General features: G+C 37.9%; 11 protein-coding genes. 4 read left to right on the top strand and 7 right to left on the bottom strand.

The genetic code is table 11. The features are described 5' to 3' along the window. Nucleotides 1-1,337: 1,337 nt before the first annotated feature. The 3 genes from EV194_RS06790 to EV194_RS06780 form a co-directional block, all read right to left on the bottom strand. Entirely contained in the window at nt 1,338-2,897 is a 1,560-nt protein-coding gene (locus EV194_RS06790) for an outer membrane protein assembly factor BamB family protein (protein ID WP_132433287.1), read from the bottom strand. A 179-nt stretch (nt 2,898-3,076) separates the two neighbouring features. Beyond that, a complete protein-coding gene (locus EV194_RS06785; RefSeq protein ID WP_132433286.1) occupies nt 3,077-3,976 on the bottom strand; it encodes a hypothetical protein in 900 nt (299 codons plus the stop codon). Between the two features lie 1,141 nt (nt 3,977-5,117). Continuing rightward, nucleotides 5,118-6,176 carry a serine hydrolase domain-containing protein gene (locus EV194_RS06780; RefSeq protein ID WP_132433285.1) on the bottom strand — a complete coding sequence of 353 codons (1,059 nt, stop codon included), beginning with the start codon at nt 6,174-6,176 and terminating at the stop codon, nt 5,118-5,120. A gap of 139 nt (nt 6,177-6,315) precedes the next feature. Here EV194_RS06780 and EV194_RS06775 point away from each other — a divergent pair, with 139 nt between their 5' ends. Beyond that, entirely contained in the window at nt 6,316-6,747 is a 432-nt protein-coding gene (locus EV194_RS06775; RefSeq protein WP_132433284.1) for a hypothetical protein, read from the top strand. Nucleotides 6,748-7,080: 333 nt separating this feature from the next. Here EV194_RS06775 and EV194_RS06770 read toward each other — a convergent pair whose 3' ends face one another. Together EV194_RS06770 and EV194_RS06765 are read right to left on the bottom strand one after the other, a co-directional pair. Further along, nucleotides 7,081-9,108, bottom strand: a complete 2,028-nt coding sequence (locus EV194_RS06770) for a tyrosine-type recombinase/integrase (protein ID WP_132433283.1) — start codon at nt 9,106-9,108, stop codon at nt 7,081-7,083. 235 nt (nt 9,109-9,343) lie between these two features. Beyond that, on the bottom strand, nt 9,344-10,948 hold the full coding sequence (locus EV194_RS06765; protein WP_132433282.1) for a fumarate hydratase: 1,605 nt from the start codon (nt 10,946-10,948) through the stop codon (nt 9,344-9,346). 492 nt (nt 10,949-11,440) lie between these two features. Here EV194_RS06765 and EV194_RS06760 point away from each other — a divergent pair, with 492 nt between their 5' ends. Together EV194_RS06760 and EV194_RS06755 are read left to right on the top strand one after the other, a co-directional pair. Beyond that, a complete protein-coding gene (locus EV194_RS06760; RefSeq protein WP_132433281.1) occupies nt 11,441-12,049 on the top strand; it encodes a type 1 glutamine amidotransferase domain-containing protein in 609 nt (202 codons plus the stop codon). A gap of 116 nt (nt 12,050-12,165) precedes the next feature. Next, the gene (locus EV194_RS06755; protein ID WP_132433280.1) at nt 12,166-12,732 is read left to right on the top strand and encodes a C40 family peptidase; all 567 of its coding nucleotides are present in this window, start codon (nt 12,166-12,168) and stop codon (nt 12,730-12,732) included. Here EV194_RS06755 and EV194_RS06750 read toward each other — a convergent pair. Together EV194_RS06750 and EV194_RS06745 are read right to left on the bottom strand one after the other, a co-directional pair. Continuing rightward, nucleotides 12,729-15,239: an outer membrane beta-barrel family protein gene (locus EV194_RS06750; protein WP_132433279.1), complete on the bottom strand. Its 2,511-nt coding sequence runs from the start codon at nt 15,237-15,239 to the stop codon at nt 12,729-12,731. The two genes, EV194_RS06755 and EV194_RS06750, sit on opposite strands and share 4 nt — an antisense overlap. A gap of 334 nt (nt 15,240-15,573) precedes the next feature. Next, complete coding sequence (locus tag EV194_RS06745) at nt 15,574-16,917, bottom strand: hypothetical protein (protein ID WP_132433278.1); 1,344 nt, start codon at nt 16,915-16,917, stop codon at nt 15,574-15,576. Between the two features lie 315 nt (nt 16,918-17,232). Here EV194_RS06745 and EV194_RS17000 point away from each other — a divergent pair, with 315 nt between their 5' ends. Next, complete coding sequence (locus EV194_RS17000; protein ID WP_207915925.1) at nt 17,233-20,880, top strand: fasciclin domain-containing protein; 3,648 nt, start codon at nt 17,233-17,235, stop codon at nt 20,878-20,880. Nucleotides 20,881-21,093 lie beyond the last annotated feature (213 nt).

The raw sequence follows: 21,093 nt of genomic DNA, 5'->3' as shown, positions 1-21,093 counted from the left end.
GAATTGTTTTTTTTCCCTAAATATCTGTGCGTATTGTTTTTTAATTTGCTTTAAATAAGGGATTTGCTTCAAAAAAATGGAGTGCCCCCCTAACGTCCATGTTTATGAGCCGTGCGTCTCAGAACTTTCTTCCATCGGCTCGAAATCTTCCCGCATGGCTTATAAACACTGTTAGGGGGCGTTTCATTTTTTTTAATCAAATCGTTAAAAATCTATTTTAAAAATAGGACTTTTCTTGATTTTTAGGGATTTTCAGTGTAATAATCCGAATAATATACGCTCTAAATGGTTTTCTGCGGCATTGAATTTTAGATGAACTCATTAAATATCATTTTCCTCAGACCGACATAATGACCGCCGAAACTATTGAATTTCTCAGTTTCCAATGAATTATTCGTTATAAATCTCAAAAATAGATGGAATTAAGCCTCCGTATTTAATTTCTCCATGAATCTTTTCAATATCTTAGTCAGAGTCTATGCGGTTAATTAATTCTAGCGGTTAACATTATTTTCAACGTATTATTCATCCGTTATTTCTTAAAAATCCGCCGTTCAATTAATCGCTACCTTAAATCTTTTAGTTTCTCCACCGTAAACTCTAACGAACCATATATTTCTCCAAAGCATTCAATACTCAATGGCTTATAAACCAACTTAGAAAAGCTAAATAGTTTTCTGTTTAAATATCCGAGTCTTTGGTTTAGTTATTTCTCCCCGTTATCTGTTTTTCAACGTCATAATTTTCCATGGAATTCCCCGATAATCTTTAATTTCTTACCGTTAAATAAACTATTCCGTTAAAACCTGTCGCTTCTCCACCGGAACTCTAGCAATCATAATATTTTTCCGAAGAATTTGGTCTTCTGTGGCTTAAACATCTATTTTGGCGAAGCCACGAAATATTCAGTTCGATATCCAAATGATTTCGTTATAGATTTTAGTCGTTATGCGAGTTTAGGAATGATTTTCTATTCAGAATCTAAGGATTAATCTGTATACAATTTTTGTTTTAATGTATTCTAGACGTTTTGATATTGATATTATGGTTGTTATGTTGTTGAAATCAATCTTCTGGTCGTTGAAAAGAACTCTTCAAAGAACTCAGATTTATAAATTATTTTTCTCCACATTCTCTGTAAGAATTGATTTTTAATTTTCTATAAATAAGGGATTTGCTTCAAAAAAATGGAATGCCCCCCTAACGGTCACATATATGAAATGTTGGGGATTGCGGGCGTCATCACTGTCTGCCGTTACAACAGTTTGTGCGGGGCAGAAAGGTTCAAGTAAACACCTAACCCCCAATATTTTATATATGATGTTAGGGCACGTAAATCATTCATTCTTAATTATTTCTCTCAAGTCAATTGCTATAAAGCTGTTATCTCGCTTATCATACAAAGTTTCTCCAATCAAAAAGGCATTTGTTGTTGCATCTATCTCAGCAATCCGTTTTCCGTTATCATTGATAATCAATGTTTGTTTATCCTTTGCTACAAACTTATAATCTTTAGTTCTTAAATAATATATGCTTAAATCTTCGTATTCTATTGTGTTTGTAACATTTAATTGGTAGTCAATAGATAATGTTTTCCCTTGATTTGTAAAAACAAACACTTTGGAAGTATCCGATTGAGTAAGACTTATTAAATCCTCCTTTTCATTTGTTACAAAAACTTGATTTCCGATAAAGTACTTTAAATCTCCATAATTCTCTTGTGGAAATTCTTTTTCAATTATTTGATTTCCATTTTCAACTGAATATTTTGCAATTCTGTTTTTAAACACTAAGTACATTTCATCATCTAAAATTTCAAATCCAAGAATTGGGTCTTTTTTTACGTTTATTAAAGTCAAATATTTTTGTTGACCTGTTTCTCTATCAAATGCGCCAATAAAGGGCTTCCCAAAATCCAATTGTCGATATCCCATAAACGCATAACCTCTATTAACCATAAATATTACGCTGTCATTCATAAAAATCGAGGACTTACTTGCTAAATCACTTGGAAATGGATACTTCCAGACAATACTCCCTGTTTCCTTTTCAATTTTTGATAATTGCTCTTTTGACGCAAAATAAATGTATGAACTGTCAACAAGACTATTTGAAACCACGTCTCTTACTAAATTGTGACCTGTTGACATTACGAAAGTTCCAGTTAGTAATCCTGCGGCTACTCCAACGGCATTTGCTGCAACTGTTCCTGTATAATCCTTTTTACCAGTAATCGTGTTGTAATCCCATCCCTTTCCGCTATTTATGTTTATTGAATGTAAACCAGCAGCAACAACAATCATAGTGGTATCATTGATGTAAAATATGTCATTCCAACCGTACTCTCGGTTTAAATCTCTTTTCCAAATTACAGTTCCACTTTTCAAGTCAATACCCTCAAGTTCATTTGAATAACCAGTCGAGCTTTTAAAACGATACCCAATTCCAATATTATCAATTGGGTCAACATAGTAAATACTATTTTTCACCTCCCAAATCACATTGCCTGTCCTGATATCTAAGCAGTTACTTTTATTTGCAACAGTAAGAATCATGGTATTGCTAAATTGCTGTAAACTGCTAGCTTGATAGGCAATCTTTTTGCTCCACATTAGATTTTTATTATTTAGGTCATATTGCAGGATATTACCTTTATTAGAAAGCCATTTCTCTTTTCTCAATCCGCGCAATTGAACAGTTAAAAATCCATTTGTTGTATCGAGAAAAGTATCATGAATTCTCTCAGGAAATATGTATTCAGTTCCTTTTATTTCTGTGTTATCAATTAAGTTTATTCCTACGATTTTCTCATTATTATGTGTAATCTGAAAATCTCTTTTTTGCCCAAATGATACACTTGAAATCAATATTATCAACCCAATAAATATTCTTCTCATAATAAGTGTTTTTTTAATGCTGTGTAGTACGCTTTTATGTGCCCTAACGGTCACATATATGAAATGTTGGGGATTGCGGTGTGCGTCTTTGTCTGCCGTTACAGAAGTTGGTGCGGGGCAGAAAGGTTCAAGTAATCATCTAAACCCCAATATTTTATATATGATGTTAGCATTCGTAATCAATCTTCAATGGGGACTTCTAATACGCTATTATAGAATAGATTCCCTGAGCCAATAGCCTTAGAATCAGAAATTTTGATTTTATTTTCAGTTATATGAATTCTGGGGCACTCTGACTTATATAAAAAACTTAAAATGCTTAATTGTTGATTATAATCAAGATTTGACTTAATCTTCTCTATTTCATTTATTTTCTCATAAAAATTGTTTTCATTTATTGATTTGTATAAATCTCCAATGTTGATATCGGACTTATTTAGAATCATCATATCAATTATTTTCTTGTCTAAATTATTGTTTTTCCTTCTTTTCAGTTTTTCAATATCAGTTAATTCAAATTTTAGATTAAAGCTAAAACCTTCCTTGTCTGATTTCAGTTTTATTTGATGCCTACTTGGAGGGCACTCTAAATCTGAAATCTTCGATGTTATTACCCAATCATTATTTAGCATTTCAAATATCTTATGACCTTCTTTATTATAAATAGAGAAATCAATTGTTGATAAACCATCGAAATTTTTGTAAATCCGAAGAATCTGAATGTTATTTTTTTTAAAAGTAATATCTGGATTAATAAACCAATTATTCCCTATGTGAAAAATTAAATCTTTTCGTATCCAATTGAACTTGTCGGTAGGATTCCTTTCTTCATTTCTTAAATAGGGTTCGGCTTTGAGATTATAAAGCTGTTCGTCTGAAAAAATGCCATAATCAGCTTCTTTATGATGTCCCAAACATAAAGCTATCATATTTTTGGGATTATGAATTTTGCATTTATGCCATGGTGGATTAAAATGATGATAAGTTAAATAAGGAGAACCACAATCTTTTACTGGACAGCCAAATCCAACTTCTTCTCGCAGAAAGGCTTTTATATCACTTTTTATACTTTCTCTCATTTATTATTTAGTTAATCAGGTAGTTGTAGGGTTCTTTTATGAATGCTAACGGTGCGTATATGAAACGTTGGGGTTTGCGGGTGTCATCATTGTCTACCGTTGCAAAAGTTCGAGCGGAGCAGAATACTTCTCACAAACATCTAACCCCCAATGTTTTATATACGATGTTGTGCACATTATACTACTGTTTTTTATTATTCCATCGTTAAATCTCAACCCTAAAAATAGTAGATATTTTGTAAAATGAACTCGGTTTAATCCAAAACTTTATCTGTCCTAAAATGATTTAAAATCAGTCATTTTTATAAATCGTTGAAGTCCTTAATCATGGCGCAAAACTTGAATATCTTCAGAATGCTGAGAAATTAATCCACGAAATCATTCATCAAATTCGACCTTTCGCAAATCTACAATGCTTTCAAAACGCACGGAACTCGTTATTCTCAGAAAATCTCAGGTTTCAGGATGCTTATAAATTTCGCAACGTAGAATCCTTATTCTCTTTCCGTTTCCTTTGCAAAAATTTCAGATTTAGAAAAACTTTCATTCTTCTCCAATCTCTTCCAGATACAAAAATCTCAGCCGAAAACTATTTTCTTCACTACACTTTCGTTTCGCTCGCTACACTAAATTTTCAGTTCTCCGTTAAAAAATCGCTCTCTCTCCTTTTATAATTCCGACCTCCGTTAATTTTATGTCTTCCGTTAATTTTCGCAACATTTATAAATCTTCGCAACGATTTCAATACTCACAGAACTCAACTTTTTACGTTATTCAAAATTTTCTGACTGTCGTGGAATTTATTGCGAAGAAACTCAAGGTGCGTTCTCTTTTCAATGCGATAAAACACTATTTTTCAGCAGATTTATTTATCCTTTTTCTATTCTATACCTACAAATTTTAAGCAATAACTTTTATAAATCAATGTATTTCAATTCGGTTTAGCAAAAATCAATTTTCTCAATGTTGAATAATCTCTAAAAAGTCATTAAAGGAAAGATTTCTTTAGTAAAGATTTTCTGTGGGGGTTAGTTGTGCACAACGTTGAGTATATGCAAAGTAGGCGATTGCGGGCTTCAAACTTATCAAACCGTTACGATTTTAAAGCGGACTACAATCGTTGAATTTACCACCATCTCGCCTATTTTGTATATACATTGTTGGGCGTTCGTTTTTTTATTAATTCCATCAATTCAGTATGTACTCGAAAAGTTTCTTTAAAATTATCCAATTTTCTTGCAGTATTTTCAAGCACAATTAAATTCATATTGGTCTGCGTATAATGATAACAAGCTGACACAAATCCGGGTGCATATCCAAACGCTCCTATTTGACTGTTATTTTCTCCGTCTTTGAAAAGCAAACCATATCCATATTCTATTTTGTCAAATATCGGATGAAGTCTCGTGGCATATCTTGTTTCCATTAATGCCAAAGTCATTTCATTTACCAGTTTTCCCGAATAAAGCAGCTCATTCCATTTATTCAAATCTTCTGCATTTGAGATAAAAGAACCTGCTGGAACATAGTTATATAAGCTATTTAAACAATATTCTAGTTTTCCATTTTCAGATTCTTCATAACCTTTTACAAGACTTTTATTATTTTTATTGTCTGGATGATAAGTATTTTTCATTCCATACTTAGTGAAAAGTTCGGTTGATAATTCATTAAATGTTTTTCCGGTGACTTTATCTAAAATTTGAGCTAATAATTCAAATCCTAACTGTGAATAATGAAACTGAGAGCCTAGCTCAAATTCCAAAGGTTTATTTAAATCTACAATTCCGTGGGTATGAACTAATAAATGATGGATTGTTACTTCATTACTCCAAGGCTGTTTTATATTAGGTAAGTATTGAATGATTTTATCATCTAGTTGCAAATTCCCTTTTTCGTATTCTCTCAATACCAATACTGCTGTTATCTGTTTACTAATTGAACCTATTACAAACTGATTCTCAATATTTAATGGAGTTTTGCTTTCTAAATCAGAATAACCAAAGGCTTTTGAATAAATTGTAGTTGTATTTTTTGTAACAAGTATAACCCCATTAAAATCATTGTTTACTGAAATTGAATCAATTTTCGTAATTAGGTCATAATATTCATTGTTCTCTTTTGACTTTGTATTTTGACAAGAAATAAAAATTATTAATACTAAAGTTATTATAATATTTCTCATTGAAAATCTTTCCATTTTAATTGTTTCTGTGAATTTAGTAGCTGTGCTTCAAAATGACGCCCAACATTGGGTATAAACGGTCGTTTTAATGCCGTTTATACATTGTTGTGCAATCGTAGCGGTTTATTTAGTACAAACTTTAATTGAAAACAAAATGGAAGCAAAAAATTTTAGAGTTGGAAACTTACTTACATGGAAAGACCAAGAAGATGAAGGCAAGGCAATACTTACTTTAACAGGTATAGTTTTAGGAGATTGTATTTGGCTTGAATGGGAGTGGGAAGATGGAGAAAGTGACAATACGGATTGTGATTTAGATTCGATAAAGGGCATTAGTATTACAGAAGACTGGTTAATAAACTTTGGATTTCAAAACCATCATTGTTGGGAATATAGATGGGTAACGGGTGGTTTACAGTTAATAGAAACAAATGGCTATTGGTATCCTGCCGTATTCTCGCATCCTGAAATGAGCCATGAAGATGACCAATGTGTGAGCCTTAATAGAATTAAGTATGTCCACGAATTGCAGAATTTATTTTTTGCGATTACTGGCAAAGAACTTGAATTGAAAGAACTTGTGTAGCTATGTTGCATAACGTCTTTTTATCTGTATTACCGTTAAAAACATCTTGTTTTTTGGGGTGGGGGGTGTAAGTGCTTGATGTAACGATTATATTGTCGATTTGTATATATTTTAATTAGGGTTTTTTGAGCTGTTTTTGTTACTCTTTTTCAAATATAATTATTTATCAAAAATATAGCCCTGTTGTTAGATATTTCTTGTGAGGTGTAGGCACAACTCCGTTTCCCTGAGTCACATTTTCAGGTTGTTTGTATGTTTATTGGTGATTCGCAGTTATCAGATAATCAAGTTGATAATTGGTGTTCTGTTGTGATTATTGAAACAACACTCTGTTTATTTCTTTTTTGGTTTGCTTTTAAAACTGAAACCTGTGTTTGTCATCATTCTGTCCAACGGACTTATTACTGTTGTTAATGCATCGTTTACTATGTGTGTGTATCTTTCGGTTGTTTTAATGCTGATGTGACCCAACAACTCCTGAACATATCGTATGTCTTTACCGTCTTCAAGCAAATGTGTGGCAAACGAATGTCGTAACATGTGCAAGTTCACTTTCCGCCTGATACCTGCCGCACGAGCCATGTTTTTTAAAACTTTTGCCATGCTTTCGGCGCTGTATTGAATGCCCGGTTCTCTGCTCTCAAATAAGTATGTTTGTGGCTTGTATTCGTGCAAATATGTGGCGTACAGATCATGTAATTGCTTTGAGAATAATGAATACCTATCTTTTCGTCCTTTGGAGTCTTTTATAAATATTCGATTCTTTTTCAGATCAATATCGGTAATCTTCAAATTAATTATCTCCTGTCGCCTTAACCCTGCTGTATAACCTATGGCTATCATCAGCTTGTGTTTTGGGTTTTCGGTGGAGTTTAAAATCGCCGCAATTTCTTCAAGGGTGAAATAATCAGGAAGATATTTTCCTCTCCTGGGGCGCATCACGCGTTGAGGTGACAATGATTGTTTGTGAACCCTTTCAAAAAAGAACTTAAATGCGCTTACTAATACATCCTGGTGTGAAGTGGATTTCTCCCTGTGGAGAATCATGTAATCCCTGATCTCTTCATCCGAAATGAATGCAGGATGCCTGTATTCATAGTGCTTAAGGAACCTCATAAATGTACTTAAGTACATTTTTATGGTTTTTGAGCCGTAGTCTGTATGGCTTAATATAAGTTGGTACTGCTTTTTGTATATCGCTTCAAGTTTGTATTTTTCAAATAACCGATAGATTTTTATCCTCATCAAATCCGCATCGTAAGCTTTTCCATCTTGCTCAAATAGATAGCTTTTGGGATTTGTTGTTTGGATAATTTTAGTTTGGAGAGTTTTAAAGTATTCAATGGCCTCACTGTCAGATCCGGGAAGTTTGAACTGATCCGTAAAGATATTACAACAATTTGCCGGAATTTCTTTGATCTGCGATATTGTAAGATTGGCATGATAACATAAAAATAAAAGCATCTTATCTTCAGCAGATTCGATGTTTTGGCAAACATCTACCACTTCCGAATATGTTAGATACAAAATTTTCTTTGGAGCAGTTTTGTGTTTTTTAATGGAGAAAAACATTTTACCTCTTCCCAGTCCGCGCTCATAATAAAACTTTATGGCTGCAATGGTTTGGTTGAGAAGTGTGTCACTTAATTCACCTGATAATCTTCTTGTATATTTAAGTAGCTGTTTAAAAGTTAAATGATCTATTTCAATGCCGGTATGATCGGCCAAAAAGTATATGAAACGACTGGTGTAAATCTCCTGAGTGCGTTGACTCAATCGTTTTAAAATCAACGTAGTTTTAAAAAAGCTGAGTATTTTCAATTGCTCGGGAGATAATGAAGCCAAAAGTTTTCTTGTGTTGTCATGTGGCTCAATTTCTTCCTTAAGGGTTGAAAATTTCAAGTTCTCATTTTTAATAATTTCAGTAACTTTAAGGTACAAGTCATTGTCTCCTTTAAATATCCATCGTTTCCTTTTTTTATCCCAAAAGCCACTGCGGGTATTTAACAACGCTTTAAACAATGCGGGAGAGTAACCATGAATCACATAAAAGCGTTTGTCGGCTTTGTTGATTATGATTTTCACTTCCTGTTCTGATGATATAATCTGGGGAATTTCTAGTTCTGTGATTGGCTCAAATGATAAATTGAGATTCTCTATTGAATTGAAATGCGATAGAATTAACTCCTGGTAATTTTCATGATACGGAATATGCCAAACTTTCAGAGTACTGCTGTATCTTCTACCATTGAGTTTTCTGATGGCTTTGTCTACAGGACTGTCTTTAGGATAGAGGCTGCATTGTAGAGCAATGCGCTTCTCTTGTCGATGGGTGATTGGATATATGGTTATTTGAGTCATTGTTTAGGCTAAGGTATAGGTTGATTATAATTTACGATCCTAAAATAGATAATAAAAAATAAATTTCAAAAAAAAGTGTTGTAAAGCAGCAAAGCCGCACGTGGTACGTGCGGCTTTGCGTCATTAATCTAATTCTATTAGTTCGTTAATTATCTTTATAAACTGTTCTATCTGTCTAAAATCTATAGATCTATAATCTAATCCCGAATATCTCGGGACTAACGATCTAATATTATTATATTTCAGCAAAAAAATCATTTCCTTTATCATCAACAATAATAAAGGCCGGGAAGTTTTCAACCTTGATTTTACGAACGGCTTCCATGCCTAATTCTTCAAAATCAACAATCTCAACTGATTTAATGCTCTCTTTTGCAAGAATTGCAGCAGGGCCGCCAATTGATCCCAGGTAAAATCCTCCATGTTTTTTACAAGCATCCGTTACAGCTTGCGAGCGGTTTCCTTTAGCTAGCATGATGAGCGATCCGCCCATGCTCTGAAACAGGTCAACATATGAATCCATTCGTCCGGCGGTGGTGGGGCCAAAACTTCCGGATGCCATGCCGGATGGAGTTTTTGCCGGACCGGCATAATATACCGGGTGTTTTTTCATGTAATCCGGCATTGGTTTGCCTTCGTCCAGCATCTTCTTTATCTGGGCGTGGGCAATATCTCTGGCTACAATTAGAGTACCGTTTAGGTTGAGTCTGGTTTTTACGGGATGCTTTGAGAGTTCCTTTAAAACATCTTCCATTGGTTGGTCAAGATCTATGTTTACCGGAGGAGCCAATTCGGGAGCTCTTTCGGGAGCATATCGTGAAGGTTGTTTTTCCAGAGCTTCAACAAATATTCCCTCTTCAGTAATTTTTGCCTTAATGTTTCGGTCGGCACTGCAGCTAACACCCAAACCAACCGGACATGAAGCGGCGTGACGGGGCAGGCGAATTACACGTACATCGTGAACAAAGTATTTTCCACCAAACTGAGCTCCAATAGTACTCTCTTCGCAAATTTTCTGCACTTTGGCCTCCCATTCAAGATCACGGAAGGCTTGTCCGCCTTCGTTACCCTCTGTTGGAAGATGATCAAGATATCCTGCCGATGCTTTTTTGACTGTTGCAAGGTTGGCCTCCGCTGATGTCCCGCCTATTACCAATGCAAGGTGATAAGGAGGGCATGCTGATGTTCCCAGATCCTTGATTTTTTCCTTGACGAATTTGGTCAGTGCTTCTTCGGTAAGGAGAGCTTTAGTTTGCTGATAGAGGAAAGTTTTGTTGCCCGAGCCTCCACCTTTTGTTATAAACAAGAATTCGTAGCTGTTGCCTTCTTCTGCGTAAATATCAATTTGAGCAGGAAGGTTGGTGCCGGTGTTTTTCTCTTCGAACATTGAAAAAGGTACTACCTGCGAGTAGCGCAGGTTTTTATCTTTAAATGTCTCGAATATCCCCTTCGATAGTGATTCAGCATCATTTGATCCGGTCCACACGTTTTCACCTTTTTTGCCAATGACAATGGCTGTTCCAGTATCCTGACAAGTGGGTAACTCTCCTTCGGCTGCAACAACCTGATTCATCAGCATGGTATGAGCCACAAATCGGTCGTTATCCGATGCATCAGGATCTTTAAGTATGTTGGCCAACTTTTCCAAATGCGTTGGCCTTAGGTAAAATGAAACATCATGTATGGCCTCACGAGCCAAAAGTGTAAGTCCTTTAGGATCAATTTTCAGAATTTTTCGGCCTTCAACTTCAATTGTGGAGACATGTTCTTTGGTTAAAAGTCGATAAGGTGTTGTATCCTTTTTAATGGGAAACGGTTTTTGATACTTGAAATCAGCCATAAGTATGAGTTTCTATAATGGTGTGAGAAAAAAGTGCCGAGTATGCGGCACCAGTTTAAATTTTCACCGTAAAATTAAAGAATTTTTTCCCGATTACTTAATTCTTTCATTCAAGAAACTTAATTTTTCATTTTTTTACCATAAAGGATTGTGAGGGAGAGCCGAGACCGAAAACTGGATTTGTGGAGTTTTGGATTGATAGTTTATGATTGGGGAAATTGATTTGTGCTGTTGTAGCTCCATTTGCAGGCTACGGCATGGGAACAATGAATACCGTTATAGGTGTAAAAATGTTTTAAAAAATATTGTAAAGTATTGCAAATCAATTATTTTATTGCTAATTTGGTATGAGATTTGATTATTTGTGATTGTGCTATTGCACAACTTATAATGCTTTCTTGATATATTAAACGAGCATGATTCGTGAACGGAAACCAGGATGGATACTTATCATGCAGGTGCTATCCGGCCTAACAATTAAAACATATAAGGATGAAACTGAAAAAGTATTTTTTGAGTGTTATTTCAGCCGCAATATTGTTTTTTGCAGGCTGTAAAACTGCCGAAGAGAGAGTTGTTGTATTAGAAAAGGAAGATGTTAAACGTGTTGCAGTGCTTGTTGGTGAAGGATTTCATGATGGAGAAGCCTACATGCCAATGGGATTTCTTGCCAATCGAGGGATTAAAGTTACCGTAATTGGTCCTGAGAGGGGCGAAGTAAAAGCTTACAACAGCGATTTCACCATTAAAATTGAAAAAGCCGTATCCGAAGTGTCTGTTGATGATTTCGATGCGCTGATACTTCCCGGGGGGCATGCACCATCAGTTCTTAGGGACATTGATGAGGTAGTAGCTTTTGCACGCGACTTTTTCAAATCCGGAAAACCAACTGCTGCCATTTGTCATGGACCTCAGGTTTTAATCACTGCAGGTGTAATGGAAGGCAAGAGTTGCACAGCTGTTGGGTCTGTTGAAGATGAATTGGTTGCCGCAGGCGCTAATTTTCTTGACCAATCTGTTGTGGTTGATGGAAATTTGATTACTTCTAGGGTACCTCGTGATTTGAACGACTTTTCGCGGGCTATTTTTGATGCTCTGTAAGAAATTTGTTGATTTAAAGTAAAAAAAGAGGCGATGCATCGCCTCTTTTTTATTTGTAACCATCCAATAAAATCATTCCAAATTCGTTTACAATTAATAATCAGTATGTAAGATAAATGAAGTTTGTAATCTTTTCTCTCAAATACCTTTTCTGGGTAACGCTCTTTCTGCAATGTGGGTTGACTTCCTGTTCCCGACAGGCCTTTGGTTCGCATACGTACAGCAATGTTAATTCTTCAAGAGAAAAAAGCCAACTGGACAATTTCTTAGCAGGTGGAGTAGAGAAATCGTTGAGGACCTCCCATACAAATGCCAATGCAGTAATTAGCTCGGCCAGACAATATTTAGGGGTTCCGCACTGTATGGGAGGGAAAACTTCCCGCTGTATGGATTGCTCCGGCTTGTTGGTGGCAGTTTTTGCAGCTCATAACATTCAATTACCGCACAACTCCCAGGAACAGGCGCGATATGGGAAAATTATACCGAATATGAATGAGCTTAAACGTGGCGACTTGGTCTTTTTTATTCGTTCATACCGAACGAGTAATTTTATTACTCATTCAGGTATATATCTTGGTAATGGAGAATTTATTCATGCATCATCATCGAATGGCGTAGTAATTACGCCTATAAGTAATCCCTGGTGGAATGAGAAATTTATTTATGGTACACGTATTTTTTAGAATAATCCATTGATATCTCCATCAATTCCATTCGGGCCTGCACGTTCAACTTGCTCTCTAAAATTTCTGAATCTCCATGTGAATGATATGGTTGCTATGCGAGATTCGCGTGTAAAATCTCTTTTCTGGTAAACATTCCCATCATTGGTTTCAAGCGTAAATCTCCGTGTATTAAATACATCGCTGACATTCAGGCTGATGGTTCCCTGGTTGTTTAGTACGTTTCTTCGCAATCCAACATTCATACTGAATACCGGTTTGATTTCTCCCTGCGGAATTACACGTGGTCCCCAGTAGCTGGTTGATAGTTGCGTTCGAAACCACCGGGGGATGTTGATGTTGGTCATAAGGTTTAGGTTCCATGAATAGCTTTCGTTTTTATACTCGCTTCCTTCTAATTCTCCCTCTACCATGGAGTAGAAATAATTACCTGTTAATGTTGCATCAAAGTTGCTGTTCAGAGTAAAGTAATTGATAAGTTCAAATCCGGTAGAGTTGGTTGTTGCTGCATTTGTCCAGGTTACCATGGTTCCCTGTTCGAAGGGAACAAACAAACGGGTGATACCGTTTGTGGTGTGCCTGTGAAAAAGACTTCCTGTTACCATATAACGCTCCCATGCACGGATGTAGTTCAGTTCGTAATTATTTGTATATGCCGCTTCCAAATATGGATTTCCCAATCGTAAATTGTAAAAATCCTGTGCATTTAAAAATGGCATCATCGCTCCAACGCCGGGGCGTCTGATTCTACGGCTGTAATTGGCCTGAATGTCCTGGTTGGGGCTTATTTCAAAACTTAGAAACAGACTTGGGAAGAGATCAAAATAATGATTGGTTGTGGAGGTGTCCACTGCCGGAATGAAAGCATCATCCTGTAAAAATCCGGCTCTAAGACCTGATTCCTGATAGGTTTTTATCTCAGATAATTCGGCACGTATTCCGGCCATATAGCTGAATCGGTTGTTCCCGTTGTCTGTATTGTTATTGCTCAGTATGAAATAAGCTCCATAGATGTTTTCATCTCTGATAAATTGATTGTTTACAGGTATTCCGTTTAAGATGCGCTCCTGAAATGGTTGCGACACATCGTGTCGCCATCCAAAATTTTGCGACCTGTCATCGTTTCGGAGGGTTGCCTTGAGTCCTGTTTCAATTTTAAGTGCATCGCCGGCGTTTTGTTCGTAATCAATATCAAAAACAAGCATGCGGCTGGTGAGCGGACGTTCATAAAACTGGTCTTCAAATTTTTCTGATATTTCCGTGAGTCCGCCATCTAAATCATCAATGAAATAGTTTTGGGTGAAATACTCAATTCTGTCCTGACTGTCCCACGCAGCAGTAGCATTAAGACTTAACGCCTGACCATTTCCGTTGTTGAAGTTGTAACCTGCTCCAATTTCATAATTTACCCGACTTTGGTCTTCTTCCAATAAGCGGGTGTACATGCTATCGAGCATGTTTGGTGCAGAAAGGTTTCTGATGTTATAAATTCTTTCACGGTCGCGTCCGCGTGCATTTAAAGAAGAATATAACCTGACAGAAGAGTTGTCATTTAATTCATATTCAGTTCCAAGGCGAACCAGGTGAGAATGGTTAAAGTTTTCTGTATAGTAGTCCTGGTCAACTATTGGAGAGAATCCCGGGAGTGAGGTTTCCCGCCAGGTATCGTTTTCTTCCCAAAACTCACGATATTGGTACGAATAGCTTAAGAAATGATTCCAGTTGTTCTGGCGCATATTGAGATTGGTGCCGAAAGTGTATTTATTGCCGGTTCCGACAGATAAATTAAATTGGCCATTTATTCCCTGTAAGCGTTGTTCCCGGAGAACGATGTTAATAATTCCCCCAACACCTTCTGCATCATAACGTGCAGAAGGATTTGTGATGAGTTCAACTTCCCTGATGGCATTGGCCGGGAACTGTTCAAGAATTGATTCTGTATCATCAGAGGAAAGGTTCGTTGGTCGGCCATTGATATATATCAGGATGTTTCCGCTGCCTCGCATGGAGATGTTTCCTTCCTCATCGACCTGAATTGATGGCAGTGTTTCAAGCAGCTGAACGGCCGTGCCTCCTTCGGCAATGGTGATGTTTTCAACATTGTAAATTCGGCGGTCTGCTTCACTTCTAAAAAGTGCAGCAGCTGCGGTGACCTGAACTTCACCCAGTTCGGTGACTGCTGGAGAAAGATTGATGTATCCAACACGATTCGTTCCAGGATTAAGCTCCACCGTTTGATACAAATTATCATACCCAATATAGCTTAATCGGAGAATAGATTCCCCTGAATGTGAGGTGTTGATTTCAAAGCGACCTCGTGAATCTGTCAATGCACCTGTAATGAGAGAGCTGTCGGCAGGCTGCATTATTGCAGCCTGCGCAAACTCCACCGGTGCGCCGGTGGATGCATCTCTTATGTATCCGGTTATTGTGTTTTGTGAGTTAATTGTCAGTTGGGTGAAGAATAGTAACGTGATGAGAGTAAGAATCTGCTTTTTTTGTTGCATCTTTTTTTGTTTTATTATTCAATATCGTTTAGTTAAGACCTGACAGGTTTCGATATTCTTATTAGGACAGGATGAAAAAAGAAATAATATCAATCGTTACCGGAAAAAACCTGTCAGGTTTTTTCGCTTAAGGGTATATAATAAAGACAATTAATTAGTTAAGGTGGTTTAATTTCCCAATATTCAAAATGATTAAATATACGTTGTGTGTTGTGTTAACCTGTTGCATATCAGGTCTTATGTTGACGGTGTTAATGCGTGTTAATGTAAGGGAAGCAAGGAACAAATCCCCATGTTTGAATCAGTTTGTAATAAATCTCAGAGATTTATTAGTTTAGAAATAGTAGCCGATGTTGATGTTAAAGCGCTTGTTCCATGATAGTTCATTAGCCGGGACAGGAATTCCGTTTTCATCCAGGTGCCCTGCACCCAACCCTGTTCCGAAATAGTCGGTTAACCATGGTTGGTTTTTTCCAAAAGCCCAATCCACGTAAGTGAATATGTTTCCGGCTGTAATCAGGAATCCGGGAACCATCATCAGTGAATTTTCAAATCGATGTTGGGTGCCATTTACATTTAAACTTCCATTTTTATTCATTACAGAATAATTGAAATAGGGTTGAATATTACTAATTGGTCCCCATTCAACATCATGGCTGTATGAAATGCCGGCAGTTAATATATCAGCCTTTGCAGCTACTCCATCTCCATAATATGGGTCGCCGTAGGCGCCCATTTGAACACGCTTTAATAAATTACCTTCATCATCTCTAGCTTTGTAATTATAGTTGGTGTATTGAACCTTTACATTGAAGTTGTTAAAGTCAGAATTTATATGAGCGGCAAAAGCATGGCCGTACTCTATGTCCTGCAATACTGAATTGTATAAACCCTGGATTTGTCCCGAGATCCCAATTTCCGTGCCTTCAAATAGCATATATCCCAAACGCAGATTGTATTGGTTCAGCTCTCGCAGATTCGCTGGGCTTCCATTTTCTGATAGTGCGCCGTCTTCGTCAGGGATGACATTGTAGGAATAAGTTCCTGCTCCAGGTCCTCCAAAACTTGCTTGTCCATACGATGGCCCTGCCGGTTCTGACTGACGAAAGTAAGCTGTCATCAAATTTAACCGGCTGTTTATATCATAACTTAGTTTGATTCCCATGTTATAATCATCTTCCAAACCAAGATAGTATGGTATAAGAAACCACCAACTATGTGAATTGTATGTCAGGTTTCCGAACGGAACCTGCGTTACTCCCAATTGTATGTTTAGCTCATCTGTGAAATTATAACCGATATATCCATGATGAATAAAATGTGTGTTGAAAGTAGGGTAAAAGCGGTATTCGAAATCTAGCACAATACCACTGTAGCGTGCTGCCACATTCAGCCGCCACGTATCTAATGTTGCACTGGTTGATTCCGCTGTTTTTGGGTTTTCATAGTTTTGGCTTATGACGTTAAAACGAACAGCTCCTCCAATATCAAGATAATCGTCCGTTCCATTGGGGGTGTCAGCTAATGATATTACAGTTGTAAGGGAAAGGAGTATTGAAAGGAAGGTTAGCTTTTTCATATACTCTATAATGTGTTTTTTAGTTCCCCCTGAAGCCTCGGGAGAACTTCCCAGATAATCATCGCCTGTATGAGAATTGGTTCTTATTGCTCGTTTCATATAATTATTGGTTACTAATAGAATAAACTCATGGTGGCCTTGAGTGAAATTGACTATAGATGGTTTACTAGATACAATCAAATATAAGCTTGTAAATGGGAAATTGCAATTATTCAATTTAAGTAATATGGTACGTGTATAGATTAAATAATATATGATGAAACAATAAATATTAGACTATATCCGTATTGTAAGATGTTTTTAGCTATGATATAAGCAAGTTAAACAGTTAAAAATGAAATTTTAACAGTTATATTAAGAACAAATAAATAGTTTTTGTGTTTATAATTTAATGTTCATCAAAAAATAAAAAACATGAAACACTTAAACAATTTTTTTAAAAAAGGAATTCTAAAGCTATCAGGAATAGTTTTAGCATTCTTTGTGTCATTCCAGATGACACATGCAGAACTTCCTGCAACAGTCGTTGACATCATCACGGGCAGTGAGGTTCATGAAACTCTTGCCACAGCCGTAACCGCCGCAGGTTTGGTAGAAACACTGCAAGGCGAAGGTCCATTTACCGTATTTGCCCCAACGGATGCAGCATTTGCCGCACTTCCAGACGGATTGTTGGATGACTTACTTGCTGATCCGGAAGGAGCATTAACCAACATTCTTCTCTATCATGTAGCTGGCGGAAAAGTATTCTCCGATGATTTAAGCGATGGCATGATTGTTACCACCGTTCAGGGACAAAGAGCAACAATCACCATCAACGATGATGGCGTATTCATCAACGATGCTCATGTGGTTCTTGCCGATCTTGAAGCCGACAATGGCGTAGTTCATGTGATTGACGCGGTGATTACACCTGGTCCAGCAACAGTTGTTGATATTGTGGTTGGCAGCGATGTTCACACCACCTTGGCCACAGCCGTAACCGCCGCAGGTTTGGTAGAAACACTACAAGGCGAAGGTCCATTTACCGTATTTGCTCCAACCGATGCAGCATTTGCCGCACTTCCAGACGGATTATTGGATGACTTACTTGCTGATCCAGAAGGAGCACTTACTAATATTCTTCTTTACCATGTAGCTGGCGGAAAAGTATTCTCCGATGATTTAAGCGATGGTATGATTGTTACCACCGTTCAGGGACAAAGAGCAACAATCACCATTAACGATGATGGCGTATTCATCAACGATGCTCAGGTGGTACTTGCCAATCTTGAAGCCGACAATGGCGTAGTTCATGTTATTGACGCGGTGATTACACCTGGTCCAGCAACAGTTGTTGATATTGTGGTAGGCAGCGATGTACACACCACCTTGGCCACAGCAGTAACTGCCGCAGGTTTGGTTGAGACACTGCAAGGCGAAGGTCCATTCACCGTGTTTGCTCCAACCGATGCAGCATTTGCCGCACTTCCTGACGGATTGTTGGATGACTTACTTGCTGATCCGGAAGGAGCATTAACCAACATTCTTCTCTATCATGTAGCTGGCGGAAAAGTATTCTCCGATGATTTAAGCGATGGTATGATTGTTACCACCGTTCAGGGACAAAGAGCAACAATCACCATCAACGATGATGGCGTATTCATCAACGATGCTCAGGTTGTACTTGCCAATCTTGAAGCCGACAATGGCGTAGTTCATGTTATTGACGCGGTGATTACACCTGGTCCAGCAACAGTTGTTGATATTGTGGTAGGCAGCGATCTACACACCACCTTGGCCACAGCCGTAACTGCCGCAGGTTTGGTTGAGACACTGCAAGGCGAAGGTCCATTCACCGTGTTTGCTCCAACCGATGCAGCATTTGCCGCACTTCCTGACGGATTGTTGGATGACTTACTTGCTGATCCAGAAGGAGCACTTACTAATATTCTTCTTTACCATGTAGCTGGCGGAAAAGTATTCTCCGATGATTTAAGCGATGGTATGATTGTTACCACCGTTCAGGGACAAAGAGCAACAATCACCATCAACGATGATGGCGTATTCATCAACGATGCTCAGGTTGTACTTGCCAATCTTGAAGCCGACAATGGCGTAGTTCATGTTATTGACGCGGTGATTACACCTGGTCCAGCAACAGTTGTTGATATTGTGGTTGGTAGCGATGTTCACACCACCTTGGCCACAGCCGTATCCGCCGCAGGTTTGGTTGAGACACTGCAAGGCGAAGGTCCATTTACCGTATTTGCTCCAACCGATGCAGCATTTGCCGCACTTCCAGACGGATTGTTGGATGACTTACTTGCTGATCCAGAAGGAGTACTTACTAATATTCTTCTTTACCATGTAGCTGGCGGAAAAGTATTCTCCGATGATTTAAGCGATGGCATGATTGTTACCACCGTTCAGGGACAAAGAGCAACAATCACCATCAACGATGATGGCGTATTCATCAACGATGCTCATGTGGTTCTTGCCGATCTTGAAGCCGACAATGGCGTAGTTCATGTTATTGACGCGGTGATTACACCTGGCCCTGCAACAGTTGTTGATATTGTGGTAGGTAGCGATGTTCACACCACCTTGGCCACAGCCGTAACCGCCGCAGGTTTGGTTGAGACACTGCAAGGCGAAGGTCCATTTACCGTATTTGCCCCTACCGATGCAGCATTTGCCGCACTTCCAGACGGATTGTTGGATGACTTACTTGCTGATCCGGAAGGAGCACTTACTAATATTCTTCTTTACCATGTAGCTGGCGGAAAAGTATTCTCCGATGATTTAAGCGATGGCATGATTGTTACCACCGTTCAGGGACAAAGAGCAACAATCACCATCAACGATGATGGCGTATTCATCAACGATGCTCATGTGGTTCTTGCCGATCTTGAAGCCGACAATGGCGTAGTTCATGTTATTGACGCGGTGATTACACCTGGCCCTGCAACAGTTGTTGATATTGTGGTAGGTAGCGATGTACACACCACCTTGGCCACAGCCGTATCCGCCGCAGGTTTGGTTGAGACACTGCAAGGCGAAGGTCCATTTACCGTATTTGCTCCAACCGATGCAGCATTTGCCGCACTTCCAGACGGATTGTTGGATGACTTACTTGCTGATCCAAGTGGAGCTTTAACAGACATTCTTCTTTACCATGTAGTTGGAGCAAAAGCTTTCTCTACAGATTTGAGTGACGGTCAGGAAATAGAAACCCTTTTGGCCGATGGTAAAGTAACCGTTACCATTAACGAAGGCGGTGTATTTATTAACGATGCACAAGTAATAATTGCCGACCTTGAAGCTGATAACGGCGTTGTACACGTAATTGATGCAGTTCTTGTTCCTGAAGCAGAAGAACTTCCAGCAACAGTTGTTGATATTATTGTCGGCAGCGATGTACACACCACCTTGGCCACAGCCGTAACCGCCGCAGGTTTGGTTGAGACACTGCAAGGCGAAGGTCCATTTACCGTATTTGCCCCAACCGATGCAGCATTTGCCGCACTTCCAGACGGATTGTTGGATGACTTACTTGCTGATCCAAGTGGAACTTTGACAGACATCCTTCTTTACCATGTTGTAGGAGCAAAAGCTTTTTCAACAGATTTGAGCGACGGTCAGGAAATAGAAACCCTTTTGGCCGATGGTAAAGTAACCGTAATTATAAACGAAGATGGCGTATTTATTAATGGTGCAGAGGTGATTCTCGCTAATCTAGAGGCACAGAATGGTGTTGTTCATGTGATTGATGCCGTTCTTGTACCTGAAACAGACACCAGCATTGGAAATGTTTATGTTGGAGATTTAAGAGCTTCTGTATTCCCGAATCCCGCAAGAGGTCAGGTGAATATCCAATTTGAACTTACTTCAGCCGGAACAGTTTCATTAGAATTATTTAATGTAACCGGACAAAGAGTTGGAGGACGAACCATTGGTAATTTGCCTTCGGGATACAATACCATCACAGAGTCTGTAACTGATTTAATCCCCGGAATATATTTCGTGGTAATTAAATCCGGTCAGCAGCAATCTGTATCTAAAATACAAGTGGTAAGATAGTGATTAATTTTGATCCTTGTTTTATGTGGGAGGCTGGTATCAGCCTCCCACTTTTATTTTTATAACGTCATTTTTATTAAAAAGAAGCTATGATTCCCGCATTTTAATAAAAATTACACCTCATAAACAAATATCTACCCTTCATTATTGCTCAGACTTTATAATTTAGCAATTTGTAATAATTACTTAACACTATTTTAATACTAAACATTA

This window comes from Natronoflexus pectinivorans, assembly GCF_004345615.1.
In the GTDB taxonomy this organism is placed as follows: domain Bacteria; phylum Bacteroidota; class Bacteroidia; order Bacteroidales; family Marinilabiliaceae; genus Natronoflexus; species Natronoflexus pectinivorans.
Note: the sequence above shows the minus strand (reverse complement) of the source record. Positions and strands in the feature narration are given on the sequence as shown.

What these genes read in the sequence shown, in the direction of transcription:
- EV194_RS06790 (WP_132433287.1), bottom strand. Translation starts at nt 2,897, where the DNA reads ATGAGAAGAATATTTATTGGGTTGATAATATTGATTTCAAGTGTATCA.
- EV194_RS06785 (WP_132433286.1), bottom strand. Translation starts at nt 3,976, where the DNA reads ATGAGAGAAAGTATAAAAAGTGATATAAAAGCCTTTCTGCGAGAAGAA.
- EV194_RS06780 (WP_132433285.1), bottom strand. Translation starts at nt 6,176, where the DNA reads ATGGAAAGATTTTCAATGAGAAATATTATAATAACTTTAGTATTAATA.
- EV194_RS06775 (WP_132433284.1), top strand. Translation starts at nt 6,316, where the DNA reads ATGGAAGCAAAAAATTTTAGAGTTGGAAACTTACTTACATGGAAAGAC.
- EV194_RS06770 (WP_132433283.1), bottom strand. Translation starts at nt 9,108, where the DNA reads ATGACTCAAATAACCATATATCCAATCACCCATCGACAAGAGAAGCGC.
- EV194_RS06765 (WP_132433282.1), bottom strand. Translation starts at nt 10,948, where the DNA reads ATGGCTGATTTCAAGTATCAAAAACCGTTTCCCATTAAAAAGGATACA.
- EV194_RS06760 (WP_132433281.1), top strand. Translation starts at nt 11,441, where the DNA reads ATGAAACTGAAAAAGTATTTTTTGAGTGTTATTTCAGCCGCAATATTG.
- EV194_RS06755 (WP_132433280.1), top strand. Translation starts at nt 12,166, where the DNA reads ATGAAGTTTGTAATCTTTTCTCTCAAATACCTTTTCTGGGTAACGCTC.
- EV194_RS06750 (WP_132433279.1), bottom strand. Translation starts at nt 15,239, where the DNA reads ATGCAACAAAAAAAGCAGATTCTTACTCTCATCACGTTACTATTCTTC.
- EV194_RS06745 (WP_132433278.1), bottom strand. Translation starts at nt 16,917, where the DNA reads ATGAAACGAGCAATAAGAACCAATTCTCATACAGGCGATGATTATCTG.
- EV194_RS17000 (WP_207915925.1), top strand. Translation starts at nt 17,233, where the DNA reads ATGAAACACTTAAACAATTTTTTTAAAAAAGGAATTCTAAAGCTATCA.